At 41.2% G+C, this 12,950-nt stretch carries 14 protein-coding genes; 10 read left to right on the top strand and 4 right to left on the bottom strand.

Annotated features, from left to right (window positions below):
• Positions 1-1,084: 1,084 nt before the first annotated feature.
• Positions 1,085-2,188: a tyrosine-type recombinase/integrase gene (locus tag KYS23_RS07550; protein WP_218418323.1), complete on the top strand. Its 1,104-nt coding sequence runs from the start codon at positions 1,085-1,087 to the stop codon at positions 2,186-2,188.
• Positions 2,189-2,455: 267 nt separating this feature from the next.
• The gene (locus KYS23_RS07545; RefSeq protein WP_218418322.1) at positions 2,456-2,812 is read left to right on the top strand and encodes a hypothetical protein; all 357 of its coding nucleotides are present in this window, start codon (positions 2,456-2,458) and stop codon (positions 2,810-2,812) included.
• A 61-nt stretch (positions 2,813-2,873) separates the two neighbouring features.
• Here KYS23_RS07545 and KYS23_RS07540 read toward each other — a convergent pair whose 3' ends face one another.
• Both KYS23_RS07540 and KYS23_RS07535 read right to left on the bottom strand, forming a co-directional pair.
• Entirely contained in the window at positions 2,874-3,230 is a 357-nt protein-coding gene (locus KYS23_RS07540) for a diacylglycerol kinase (protein WP_218418321.1), read from the bottom strand.
• Positions 3,231-3,338: 108 nt separating this feature from the next.
• Positions 3,339-3,761, bottom strand: a complete 423-nt coding sequence (locus tag KYS23_RS07535) for a universal stress protein (RefSeq protein WP_159530332.1) — start codon at positions 3,759-3,761, stop codon at positions 3,339-3,341.
• A 136-nt stretch (positions 3,762-3,897) separates the two neighbouring features.
• On the opposite strand from KYS23_RS07535, the gene KYS23_RS07530 reads away from it, so the two are divergent.
• Entirely contained in the window at positions 3,898-4,377 is a 480-nt protein-coding gene (locus KYS23_RS07530; RefSeq protein WP_218418320.1) for a c-type cytochrome, read from the top strand.
• Here the strand turns inward: KYS23_RS07530 and KYS23_RS07525 are convergent.
• On the bottom strand, positions 4,374-6,005 hold the full coding sequence (locus KYS23_RS07525; RefSeq protein ID WP_159530336.1) for an FMN-binding glutamate synthase family protein: 1,632 nt from the start codon (positions 6,003-6,005) through the stop codon (positions 4,374-4,376). The two genes, KYS23_RS07530 and KYS23_RS07525, sit on opposite strands and share 4 nt — an antisense overlap.
• A 322-nt stretch (positions 6,006-6,327) precedes the next feature.
• Here KYS23_RS07525 and KYS23_RS07520 point away from each other — a divergent pair, with 322 nt between their 5' ends.
• The 3 genes from KYS23_RS07520 to bfr (KYS23_RS07510) all read left to right on the top strand — a co-directional run bounded on the left by KYS23_RS07520 (position 6,328) and on the right by bfr (KYS23_RS07510) (position 8,982).
• On the top strand, positions 6,328-7,902 hold the full coding sequence (locus KYS23_RS07520) for a cation:proton antiporter family protein (RefSeq protein ID WP_062086274.1): 1,575 nt from the start codon (positions 6,328-6,330) through the stop codon (positions 7,900-7,902).
• 136 nt (positions 7,903-8,038) lie between these two features.
• Positions 8,039-8,515 carry a bacterioferritin gene (gene bfr, locus KYS23_RS07515; protein WP_057791831.1) on the top strand — a complete coding sequence of 159 codons (477 nt, stop codon included), beginning with the start codon at positions 8,039-8,041 and terminating at the stop codon, positions 8,513-8,515.
• Complete coding sequence (bfr, locus tag KYS23_RS07510; protein ID WP_159530340.1) at positions 8,515-8,982, top strand: bacterioferritin; 468 nt, start codon at positions 8,515-8,517, stop codon at positions 8,980-8,982. The genes bfr (KYS23_RS07515) and bfr (KYS23_RS07510) overlap by 1 nt, the downstream gene beginning before the upstream one ends.
• 6 nt (positions 8,983-8,988) lie before the next feature.
• On the opposite strand, the gene KYS23_RS07505 is transcribed toward bfr (KYS23_RS07510), so the two are convergent.
• The gene (locus KYS23_RS07505; RefSeq protein WP_232370608.1) at positions 8,989-9,375 is read right to left on the bottom strand and encodes a hypothetical protein; all 387 of its coding nucleotides are present in this window, start codon (positions 9,373-9,375) and stop codon (positions 8,989-8,991) included.
• A gap of 322 nt (positions 9,376-9,697) precedes the next feature.
• Between KYS23_RS07505 and ccoN the strand changes: the two genes are divergently transcribed.
• The 4 genes from ccoN to ccoP are packed head-to-tail and all read left to right on the top strand — an operon-like array spanning position 9,698 to position 12,885.
• On the top strand, positions 9,698-11,131 hold the full coding sequence (ccoN, locus tag KYS23_RS07500) for a cytochrome-c oxidase, cbb3-type subunit I (RefSeq protein WP_159530344.1): 1,434 nt from the start codon (positions 9,698-9,700) through the stop codon (positions 11,129-11,131).
• Positions 11,132-11,146: 15 nt separating this feature from the next.
• On the top strand, positions 11,147-11,752 hold the full coding sequence (gene ccoO / locus KYS23_RS07495; protein WP_013784113.1) for a cytochrome-c oxidase, cbb3-type subunit II: 606 nt from the start codon (positions 11,147-11,149) through the stop codon (positions 11,750-11,752).
• 1 nt (position 11,753) lies between these two features.
• Positions 11,754-11,915, top strand: a complete 162-nt coding sequence (locus tag KYS23_RS07490) for a cbb3-type cytochrome oxidase subunit 3 (RefSeq protein ID WP_013784114.1) — start codon at positions 11,754-11,756, stop codon at positions 11,913-11,915.
• A gap of 16 nt (positions 11,916-11,931) precedes the next feature.
• A complete protein-coding gene (gene ccoP / locus KYS23_RS07485; protein ID WP_159530346.1) occupies positions 11,932-12,885 on the top strand; it encodes a cytochrome-c oxidase, cbb3-type subunit III in 954 nt (317 codons plus the stop codon).
• The last annotated feature ends 65 nt before the right edge of the window (positions 12,886-12,950 follow it).

Raw genomic sequence — 12,950 nt, 5'->3', positions numbered from 1 at the left:
CACGCACGTTATAAAAACACACCTCAAAACCACGCAATAACGAAACACAGAAAAAGTGTGTAAGCCATCACGCACGGCAAAGCTACTGATAAGGCTGGCATCAACCACCCTAAACCCCACACACCTAATTGCGCATAATGTATATTATGTTAAATAAGGTATTGATGTAGCTATGGAGGTAGGCGCATTTATGTGTCGATGCATTTCTAACTCTGTATCTCGCTGTGGCCAGTCTTAAGGCTGTTCCCTGTCCTAGGGTTAGCCATGCTTTACCGCTGTATTTAAATTAATTAGGCTGAAATGGAAACTCATTTCTTAAGTACAACAATTAGAAGCTTTCTGTGGATTATGCACTCACTGTTAAATTTGTAGCTTGGCAATCATTATTAATAATTTAGTGGCAGCTTTAAAAATACGTTACGTATGTTTATTACTAACGAGACGTTATTAAGCTTGTTGAGTATTTATATGGAAACAAATTAGTTAGTTATTTATTTTATAAATGTGATTGTGTGTCTCAACGAGCCCTTATCGTTTTTATGCATAAATGATAATGTCAGGATTTATTATTAATAATTAGATTTGTTTAACAATACGATATTCATCGTTTGAGCAGCGTTTAATTTAACGCGGTGATTATCTACTACTTCTTATTTACTTTTATTGCCGAGGATAAGACGCCTAACCTTTTTTACAATTTTTATTTTATACTTTGTCTGTTGTAGGAATTTTCTAAGTGATGCTAGTTGAATAGACGCTTAACCTAGTGCTGAGTATGTTAATTGTTTGGAGAGTAAGTTTAGACCCAGTAAAGTTGAAACTTGGGTAATTTGAACGTGCTTCTACGTGAAATCTGAGAACATAACAGAGGTATATGCTGTTAAATTTTACGTAGCGCACGTTTAATATATAGCCGATTAGTAAGGAAAAATTGGATTATTACCAACGCAACTGTATATAAAAACAGTATATATGTGTAGAATTGGGTTAATACAAGGCTATTCTCGTATTTCACGCATGATAACTGTAATTATCATGCGTGAAATTCCTGTGTTAATTATAATAAAAGCAATGAGTTAGTTAGATGTCGTCTATATTCAAACCTGGTTCAAATACACAACTGTCTATTGTCGATGGTGACACTGCTAGTACAGAACGAGCTGAATATGTTGATGCGTATTTTCGTGACATATTCACAAAGCTACCTCGCAATACCCAACGCGCCTATATCAGTGACTTTAACGACTTTGCCATTTTCTGCCAGTCAGAACGTATCGACAGTTTTAATGATGATTTCTCTCATAATGAATACGCAATTAAACGCTATGTAGAAGAGCTGTGTAAGTCTCCCCTAGCCTACAGAACTATCAAACGCCGTCTGTCAGCGCTGAGTAAATTTTTAGGCATTGCAAAACTTCCTAACCCTATCATCCAATCGGTTTATCTGCGGGATTTCGTTCGTTTGTCACTTATTGAAAATCGTAAGTTCCAACTTAGTCATAACCAAGCCGTTCCGCTTTCTATCGACTTATTGGACGTAATAAACAATAAAATTATTCCAGACACATTATTAGAGATGCGTGATTTAACTATTATGAACTTAATGTTCGATGCACTGTTACGAGCTGATGAGTTAGTACGTGTATGTGCTGAGCATATTAGTAGACGTAATAATGCAATTTTAGTTGTAACATCAAAGTCTGATCAAAGCGGTAAAGGTTCACATCGTTTTATTTCTACTAGCACTATCAACATGGTTGATGAATATATATCAGAGGCTAATTTCGATGCTAAGACACAGAGCGAAAGACTTATCGATGATCCTCGCCGTATAAACAAAGGTATCCTTTTTCGCCGTGTGTCAAACCGTGGGCATGCGTTGCTGCCTTATAACGAACAGCCAAATACACATCATCATTCACCAGCACATGAATCTGCAATTCTCGATTATTCGAGTGTTTATCGAATATGGAAACGAGTTGCAGCCCGTGCAGGAATAAAAGAAAACATTACGCCTCATAGTGGCAGAGTTGGTGGCGCAGTTTCACTAGCAGAAAATGGTGCTACCTTGCCTGAACTCCAATTGGCCGGAGGCTGGCAGTCCCCTGAAATGCCTGGTCACTATACTCAACAAGCCAACGTAAAACGCGGTGGAATGGCCAAGCTGTCAGAAAAATTTAAGCGCTAAATTTGGGTTTTGTATTAGCCTTATTGTTCAAATAGGATTTCCCTCGTTATTTTTCCTATTATCACGATTTTTTCCTTTTTGATCCAATCTTTATCTTGTTGATATAAGAGCTTTATTTTTAACTCTTGGTTATGCGTAACTATGCAGGGCTGTATACGCCCTTTTTCGCTCCCGTTTTTCTCTCTTTTTTTTGTTTACTTTCAAATTTGAACCCATTTATCGAATGGGTTCGTACCAACTAGCATAGGTATTAAAAAAGGAAATGTTATGTCTAACGGTATTAATGCGTCACACGGTAAAACTATCGCTGAACTCGTCATCCCATCTAAGACCTGGTCTCTCCACCCTGAAAAAAAACCAGCATTCACTGCAATTGATGAAGCTATCGATTACTTTGCTGATAGCAATGAGCCACTTTATATTAAGGTGCCATTTGTAGATGAAGACGATGATGTATTGGTTCATGTTAATTCTAGTGGTGAAGATGTGGTGTTTACTATTTCCGATTTGAATCACGGTGGCGAAAGTCGCGTTGATGCATCACACCTTAAGAACTTAAGCAGTTCGGTGGTAGCGCTAATCGAGCAGAGTTACGACAAAAAGAAAAGCCCTGAAACTATGTAATAGGTTAGCCATCTTTTTGTAGATAAACGTATATCTTCGCAAATTTACGTTTTTAACATTATTACAATAAGATGATTCCCCACGTTACTAACGCCAAAATCAAGCTGATAAATACTGCGGCTGAACCAATGTCTTTGGCCTTCCCTATCAGTTCGTGCATATCAGTACTTACGTGGTCTGATAGTTTTTCCACGGCAGTGTTAAGTAGTTCTGTGATCAGCACGACAAACAGCGAAAAGAGTAACAATACTCTTTCGCTGTTTGTTACTTCTAATACAGACACAATGGGAATGAGTAGCGCCATCGCTACAACTTCTTGTCTCACTGCAGCTTCGCTGGAAAATGCCGCTTTTATTCCTCTAGCGGAATAGATAGTTGCAAAGTACAAACGAGTAAAACCTGATCGCTTTGGTGGCATAACATTACAGTGTTTTAGGTCATAATTCTTAAACACTAACTTATTTAAATGACAGATATGTTACGTATTTTTTTGCACTATCATTAAGCTCACTGACTTTTTTATTGTTTAGATTTTTACTGCCAAAACATCTCTTTTCACACCGTGCAGCACAGCATTCGCTGTAGAGCCTAGAAGAAGCCGAAGACCACTTTGTCCATGTGTCCCTATTACTATCAGATCGGCGTTTAACTTTTCAGCTAAGTGATGTATTTCATCCGCAGGTGAACCAATTTCTACGTTCACATTGCTGTCTGGAATATTGTTGATTGCCGCGATATCTTTCAACTTTGTCATTGCTTGTTCTTGCACGTCTTGTGAATAGTCACGCTCCAAAAACAGTCCGTATGGCTCAACGTTAGTTTGTGGAAATGCCACATAAAGTAAATGAACGTTTTTTGGGTCTGGCGCAACCCGCAACGCTCTCGATAAAATTTGCGAATAGTCTGAAAACACATCTACAGGTACTAAAACAGTATTGTAATCTTCCATTAGTTCATTCCATTAACGGGAGTGGATAATTACAATATAGTTAACTTCCCTTCACATTTCTTTGATTGAAATCAATTCGCCGTTCTAGATTTTCACCATAATAAAGTTTCAGAATAATAAAGTTGGAGTCGTGAACATGGCAAAACTTACTACCGCATTACCATTTTTCGCATTTTTATTGGCGGGATGCGATTTAGGTCCAGATTCCCCTCGGGGTTTTAGCTTACCTGAGGGAAATGCCGATGCTGGCAAAGTTGCATTTCAAAAGTACCAGTGTACAGACTGTCACCAAATAGAAGGCATAACAATGCCAGACGAGCATGCTTATTTAGTTCCCAAACCTATACCTCTAGGGGGAAGCAGCGGCAGGATCACTACATACGGAGAACTCGTCACCAGTGTGATAAATCCCTCTCATAAACTAACGCGTAGGCAGCCTGTTAGTATGACTTCTGTAGATGGAGAGTCTCGTATGCGTAATATGAATAATGTACTTACCGTTCAGGAACTAATTGATTTAGTTGCTTATTTACAACCTAAATATAAAGTAGTGCCCTATCGAACTTCCGAGTATCGTTTGTATCAATTACGCATGCCAGAACAAGATGGCAATTAAGACACTGATTTCGTTTCTTCTTCGATTTCAGCCAATAGGCTGCATGGCATAAAGCTATCAGAATTAGCTTCTTTGACGTGCAGCTTAAATCGCTCGGGAATATCATCACCTAATAATGTACCGGTTTTTACTAGCGGAAATATTTCGTCGTATCGCGCGATACTTGCTTGATCTACACGTCTAAATATATGCGTGCGGTTTAATTCTGTTGTACTTACATGGCCGGTTGAAGACAGCATATCCATTAATGCATGTAAGGTTTTTTTGTGAAAGCGATACACGCGTTCAGATTTATCCGTCACATCTAGCCCTTTAGCCAGTTTTGGATCTTGCGTAGCAACGCCAGTTGGACACTTATTAGTGTTACACGACAATGACTGCACACAACCAAGCGCCAGCATCATACCTCTTGCACTATTACAAATATCTGCACCCAAACTTAAGTTTTTAACCAACTGAAATGCTGAGATAATTTTACCTGAGGCAATAATTTTTATTTGTTTTCTTAAGTCGAAACCAATCAAACAATCATCTACAAATGCCAGTGCTTCTCTAAGTGGGAATCCAATTGAGTTTGTATATTCCAGTGGGGCGGCGCCGGTACCACCCTCACCTCCATCTACCGTGATAAAGTCGGGGGTAATACCAGTTTCTACCATGGCTTTACACATGGCAATAAATTCACTTTTTCTGCCTAACGCTAGTTTAATTCCAATGGGCTTGCCACCACTTAGGTCGCGAAGCTTTTGTATATAATCAATCATCTCTAATGGCGTAGAAAAGGCGCTATGACGTGGTGGTGAATCTACCTGAGTACCTGGCTCTACGCCTCTAATTTTCGCTATTTCAGGTGTATTTTTATAGGCTGGTAATATACCACCATGGCCGGGTTTTGCGCCTTGGCTTAACTTAATTTCAATCATTTTAACTTGCGGCAAACACGCTTTGTCTTTAAACAAATTGGCATCAAACTTCCCGTCTTTGGTCCGGCACCCAAAATAGCCTGTGCCAATTTGCCAAACAATGTCACCACCGTTTTCTTCGTGGTAAGGCGTTAAGCCGCCTTCGCCAGTGTTATGGAAAAAGTTACCCTTCTTTGCGCCCTTGTTAAGCGCCAGAATGGCATTTTTAGACAGGCTACCAAAGCTCATCGCACTAATATTTAGAATGCTCGCATGGTATGGTTGCTTGCAGTCTTTTCCACCTATCGTTACCCTTGGGTCGTGGTTCATTTCATCAATATCACGGGCCGATAATGAATGTCCTATCCATTCATAACCATCGTCGTACGTATTTAACTGGGTGCCAAAAGGAATGGTTTCTCTACTGTTTTTTGCTCGTTGGTATACAATAGAGCGAAACATACGGGATATAGGCGCGCCGCCAGTATCTGATTCTAAAACATACTGCTGTATAAAGGGGCGCAGTGACTCTATGGTCCAGCGAGTTCTGCCAATTAGCGGGAAGTTTTTCAAAATCGCATGTTTGTTCTGGACTGTGTCGACTATCGCTAAAACCAGTAACATCACGGTTAACAATAGAAACCACCACGCTGGATGCCAATAAAAACCTAGCAATAGGTTACAAATAAATAATGCCGTTAAGCTTCCTAAGATTTGATTTCGCATAGCTACTCCACATGTGATTACCAGTTGTTACTGCTCCAACACAATTTCGGGTTTTATTAGGCGGTATATTTACGTATTACTATATCTTTAATTGATAAAACCTACAGCGATATAAACGCAACATAATGGTATCTATCTTTTCCCATTCGCTCCGGTTTCATTACATGCTAATCTAAACACCTCTATATACATCAGCGTGTTGAGTATTTTGAGTGATCGCCGCGCTAACTAATGTAAGAATGTAAGGTACGGATGTTATGGCTTAAACGGACGACAGACATTCCTATTTGTACTAATCAATCGAAATGGTGAAAGGTAATTCATGGAGTATGCATTTCTTCTGTTCGCATTTGTTTGCGGCTTAACGGTTAAACTTATCGGGATCCCCCCGTTAGTAGGTTACTTAGTCGCTGGCTTCCTACTAAATTTTTCAGGTTATACACTCACTGATGATCTTACCAAGATAGCCAACTTGGGGATTACCATTATGTTGTTCACTATTGGTTTAAAATTAAACGTTCGCGACCTAAGTAAACGCGAAGTGTGGGCCGGTAGTATTTCGCACACTCTCATTTGGGTGGGCATTGTGACTTGTGGTGTGTATGGCATTGCTGCAGTAGCCAGCCAGTATATAGAAGGGCTAACGTGGCAAAGCGCTACGCTGATTGCTTTTGCGTTAAGCTTCAGCAGTACGGTTTGTGTTATTAAAGTGCTAGAAGAAAGCGGTGAAAGTAAAACCCGTCATGGCCGACTTGCCATTGGTATTTTGGTTATGCAGGATGTGTTTGCTGTTATATTTTTAGTGGCTGCCACAGGCAAACTCCCTTCGGTGTGGGCACTTGGGTTGTTGGCACTTATTCCCGCGATGCCGCTTATTAACCGTGTTATCAATAAGTCAGGTCACGGAGAGTTACTCCCTCTTACTGGGTTCATTCTTGCCTTAGGCGGCTATCACCTATTCGAGCTTGTGAATATAAAAGGCGATTTAGGTGCACTGATATTTGGCATTATGTTAGCGCAACATGAAAAGGCCAGTGAGCTTGCTAAATCGTTACTTAGCTTCAAAGACTTATTCCTGATAGGCTTTTTCCTTACCATCGGCTTAACCGCACTTCCAGATTTCAACATGATTATTATCGCGTTGGTATTCTGTTTGTTTATCCCTATAAAGGCTGCCCTATTCTTTGGCTTATTTACGTCACTTCGATTACGAGGCCGAACGTCTTATTTAAGTAGCCTTGTGCTGTCTAACTTCAGTGAATTTGGGCTTATTGTAGGCGCGCTTGCGGTATCGCTAGGTTTATTGGCCGAAAGCTGGTTAGTAGTGATTGCACTTTCATTGTCCGTCTCTTTCGTTATTACTAGTGTGCTGTATCGCACCTCGCATTCTCAATATCACAAATATAAAGACACGATTAAACGTTACGAAAAGAACCGCCGGCTTAAAGAAGACATTTATCCTACGTTGCACAAAGCAGAGTTTTTAGTGTTGGGAATGGGACGCGTTGGGCAAGGTGCATTTAATGCGCTTTCTAAACTTGCTGACGTGAGTGTATGGGGTATGGACGCCGATAGAGTGAAAGTAAAACAACTTGCCAGTGAAGGGTTAAACGTTATTTGCGGTGACGGTGAAGATGTAGACTTATGGGACAACCTAGAAATTAAAAACGTTCACTTAATTCTTTTGGCACTCCCTTCTATTCAAGATGCCATTAATATTACCCGTCAACTTAGAAATGCAGGTTATACCGGTAAAGTAGCGGCAATCGCGCGGTATGAGGATGAAGTGAATTACTTACTAGAACAAGGTGTTGATAAAGTATTTAACTTTTTCACTGAAGCGGGTTTAGGTTTTGCGGAAGAAAGTTTAGCCTATGCAAATACGCAACAGGAATAGCTCGCTATTCTTAATGCAAACAAAGGATGAAGTGATAACCATTTCTATTTGTATGCCGTTGTTTTTAAAGTAATTTTTTGACATCTTTACGTTTTCGGTCTACACTAGCGTCATATTGATAATTAAGGTTTTTACTATGCAAGGTGACAAACAAGTCGTCGCGAAGCTGAATGATGTACTCACCAGTGAGTTAACGTCTATAAATCAGTACTTTCTGCATGCACGTATGTTCAAAAATTGGGGCTTACAAGAGCTCAATGAAAAGAACTACAAAAAGTCGATTAAAGACATGAAGCAAGCAGATGAGTTAATTGAGCGCATTCTATTTTTAGAAGGTTTACCTAACCTTCAGGCGTTGGGCAAACTTTATATCGGTGAAGATACTGAGGAAATGCTGAGCTGCGATGCCAGATTCCAAAAAGAACAGTTACCATTATTACGCGAAGCCATCGCGCTGTGCGAAGAGAAGCAGGACTACGTTACACGCGACATCCTAGAATCAATTTTAGAGTACGAAGAAGATCATTTAGATTGGATTGAAACTCAAGAATATCAAATTGGCGCTATGGGTATTGAAAACTACCTTCAGGCGCAAGTAATGGGAGATGACTAATGAAAGGTAATCAGACCATCATTAAAGGTCTAAACGAGCTACTTTCTTATGAACTGGCCGCTATGGATCAATACTTCATTCATTCTCAAATGTATTTAGATTGGGGTCTTACCAAGCTATATGAGCGAATCGACCACGAATTTGACGATGAGCGTGGCCACGCCACTAAACTTATCGAGCGTATGCTGTTTTTAGAAGGCGTTCCAGACATGGTCACGCGGACTGGCTTTAAAGTAGGTTCAGATGTACCTGAAATGCTTGAAAGCGACCTTCGTGTTGAATATGAAGTAGATGCAAAACTTAAAGAAGTTATCGCGCTATGTGAGTCTGAAAAAGACTACGTAACACGTGATATCTTAGTCGTACTACTTGACGATACCGAGCGTGATCACGCGCATTGGTTAGAGCAACAACTTGGCCTAGTGAAACGCCTTGGCTTGGCTAATTACTTACAGTCTCAAATGTAAGAAATACTAAATTTTAGTTTCGAAGTTCAGGTAGCTTGGTGCTGCCTGCCCTTCTATATTTAGCCGCAATTGCCACTTCATAGTCGATTCACTACAACTTCCCAACATAAACCAGCCTGACCATTCCCCATTGTGTTTATTTTCTAGCAACACGGGCACTTTTCCCATGTACATATTTACGCCTTCAATCCACGCGCTTTCTATGTTTGTACCTACAGGTAAATCGAGTACTAAGGTGATAGAGGTTTCAGGTTCTACTTTCTCTGAAAATTCCGCATAGGCATGCCGGCCATGTATTAAAAATTCACAGTGCTCGTTGACAAATGTACAGCTCTCTCCTATTTCCTTTAAGGGGCCCGAAGAAGGCGTGGCGGACATTTGGTATTGATGCACGGTAAATACACATGCTGCAACGACAAAAATACAAAGTGGGGTAAGCCACTTTTGTGAATAAAATGATCTCTTTTTGTTACTGTTATTTAGCATTTCTTAAATTTTGTATATTTCTTCATTGATGGAGATCAAGCTCAGGTAGTTTATGGTATCTTTTTGTAATTAAAAACCTTATCATCCGCGTACCAACTGGCTTGGAGACTATAATTATTACTCTTTCCGAGCTCGGTGTGAAGCGTTATTCCGTTGCTTTCGCATGTCTAGACCGTACTTGAACGGCTGTTGGAGACCATAGTTCATTTGAAGTGGAAGATTCATTAAAATGAGTGAAATAAGCCAAGCACAACCTGACTACAATTATAAAGTAGTTAGGCAATTTACCATTATGACCATAGTCTGGGGTATCATTGGTATGGGCCTAGGGGTATTTATTGCCGCGCAATTATTTGCACCTATGCTTAACTTTGACACACCATGGCTAACGTTTTCGCGTCTGCGTCCTTTGCACACCAATGCCGTTATTTTTGCCTTCGGCGGCTGTGCATTGTTCGCAACGTCATACTACATCGTTCAGCGTACCTCTCAGGTTAGACTGTTCAGTGATAAACTTGCTGCATTTACGTTTTGGGGCTGGCAAGCCGTTATCGTATTGGCGGTAGTTTCTCTACCTTTAGGTTTAACCAGCTCGAAAGAATACGCTGAACTAGAATGGCCAATCGATATACTGATTACGCTGGTCTGGCTCGCTTATATCATTAACTTCTTCGGAACCCTAGTTATCCGAAAAGTGTCGCATATTTATGTTGCGAACTGGTTCTTAGGGGCGTTCATGCTTACCGTTGCTGTATTGCATATTGGTAATAGCATGGCCATTCCGGTGTCTTTCACTAAGTCTTACTCATTGTATGCAGGCGCAGTAGACGCCATGATGCAGTGGTGGTACGGCCATAACGCAGTAGGTTTCTTCCTAACTGCTGGCTTCTTGGGCATGATGTATTACTTCGTTCCTAAGCAAGCAGGTCGCCCAGTTTACTCGTACAGATTATCTATTGTTCACTTTTGGGCATTGATTTCATTGTACATTTGGGCTGGTCCTCACCACTTACATTATACTGCCCTACCCGATTGGACACAGTCGCTAGGTATGGTTATGTCTATCATTCTATTCGTTCCTTCTTGGGGCGGAATGATTAACGGTATAATGACGCTATCTGGTGCATGGCATAAATTGCGTACTGACCCTGTATTACGTTTCTTAATTGTTTCATTGTCTTTCTATGGTATGTCTACCTTCGAAGGCCCAATGATGGCAATTAAAACAGTTAACGCATTGTCTCACTACACAGACTGGACTATCGGCCACGTACACTCTGGTGCACTAGGTTGGGTAGCCATGGTATCAATTGGTTCTATCTACCACTTAATACCTATCCTGTTTGGTCAGCCGTCGATGTACAGCACACGTCTTGTTAATGTTCATTTCTGGTTAGCAACCATTGGTGTAGTGCTTTATATCGTAGCAATGTGGATGTCAGGTGTTCTTCAAGGGCTAATGTGGCGTGCAGTAAATGCTGACGGTACATTAACGTATAGCTTTGTAGAATCGCTTGAAGCGTCTAAACCTTTCTATGTGGTTCGTTTCATTGGTGGTTGTTTCGTGGTTACTGGCATGCTTATCATGGCCTACAACACATGGAAAACCGTTCGTGCCCCTAAAGGTAGTATCGCTGCTGATGTTACAACTCAGCCAGCGTAATAAGGAGACGACCTAATGAAAAATCCACATGAGTTAATTGAAAAAAATGTCGGCCTGTTAACCGTGCTAATCCTTGTTGCGATTAGCTTCGGTGCCATGGTTCAAATTACGCCGCTGATGTTTCAGCAGCAAACAATGGAACCGGTAACAGGCTTACGTCCTTACACAGCATTAGAATTAGAAGGCCGTGACATCTATATCCGTGAAGGATGTGTTGGTTGTCACAGTCAAATGATTCGTCCGTTCCGTGCCGAAACAGAACGTTACGGTCACTACAGTGTTGCTGGTGAGTCAGTATGGGAACACCCTTTCCTTTGGGGTTCTAAGCGTACTGGTCCTGACCTAGCACGTGTTGGTGGGCGTTACAGTGATGAATGGCATCGTGTTCACCTGCTTAATCCGCGTAACGTGGTACCTGAGTCGAACATGCCTGGGTTCCCATGGCTTGCAGAAAACAAACTTGACGGTAAGTTAACCGCCAAGAAGATGGAAGTTTTCCAAGGCTTTGGCGTACCGTATACCGACGAAGATGTCGCGGGAGCACAAGCGGCAGTACAGGGTAAATCTGAAATGGAAGCCCTTATTGCATACCTACAATCTCTTGGCACACATTTGAAATAATATGGATCAAGGAATAGTAGGTAGCATTTTTACTGTCATCGTCTTTGTTAGTTTCATTGGCATAGTTTGGTGGGCTTTTAGTAGCCGCAACAAGCAAAAGTTTGATGAAGCGGCGAATTTGCCTTTCGCAGACGAAGACAAAGAAAAATCAAAAGAAGATTAGCAGGAGTCTCGAACTTATGAGTATGTTTTGGACAATATGGATTTCAGTGATAACCCTAGGGTTAATCATTGGTTGCTATTTCCTTCTGCGCTGGTGTTTGTCTAACCAAACAGGCGTGCCAGAAGGAGAATCAATGGGGCATGAATTCGACGGCATCGAGGAGTTGAACAACCAGCTACCTCGTTGGTGGACAATCATGTTCTACATGACAATCATTTGGGGTTTTATCTACCTTGCCCTTTATCCTGGATTGGGTTCTTACGAAGGCTTATTTGGCTGGAAGAGTTCAAACCAAGGCATATTGACGCTTGAAGAATCGGCGCAAGCGCGTATCGATGCAAAAGAGCAAGGCAAGTTTGTAGAGTACGATCGTGAGTTGGATTATGCAGCTGAAAAGTTCGACCCAATTTTCGAAGCGTATGCGCAAATTCCTGTTGAGGAGCTAGCAAAGGACCCTGAAGCGAATAAAGTAGGGCAGCGTTTGTTTATGCAAAACTGTTCTCAGTGTCACGGTTCTGATGCTCGCGGTCAAAACGGTGGTTTCCCTAACCTTACTGATAACGATTGGTTATACGGTGGTTCGGGTGCCAAAATTGTTGAAACCTTAACATTAGGCCGCAAAGCCGCTATGCCAGCATGGATAGATGTTATGGGTGAGAAAGGCATCGAAGAAGTGGTTGAATATGCATTAAGTCTTAGCGGACGTGATGTTGACCAGCAACTTGCTGACGCAGGTAAAGTTCGCTTTGCTGCATGCGCTGCCTGTCACGGCATGGACGGTAAAGGTAACCAAGCACTTGGTGCGCCTAACCTGACTGACAACATTTGGTTGTATGGTGGAAGTCATCGTGCGGTTACTGAAACACTAACCTACGGCCGAAATGGTGTTATGCCTTCATTCAAGAAAACCTTGGGTGATGACAAAATCCATGTTGTTGCGTCATACGTATATAGTCTTTCTAACGACTAAATTCGTATAACTAACAATAATGCTAAAAAGCCTCGTTATCACGAGGCTTTTTTTATGAGAAAATA

It is taken from the genome of Alteromonas lipotrueae (genome assembly GCF_019249255.1).
In the GTDB taxonomy this organism is placed as follows: Bacteria; Pseudomonadota; Gammaproteobacteria; order Enterobacterales; family Alteromonadaceae; genus Alteromonas; species Alteromonas lipotrueae.
This window is presented reverse-complemented; position numbering and strand designations above follow the sequence as displayed.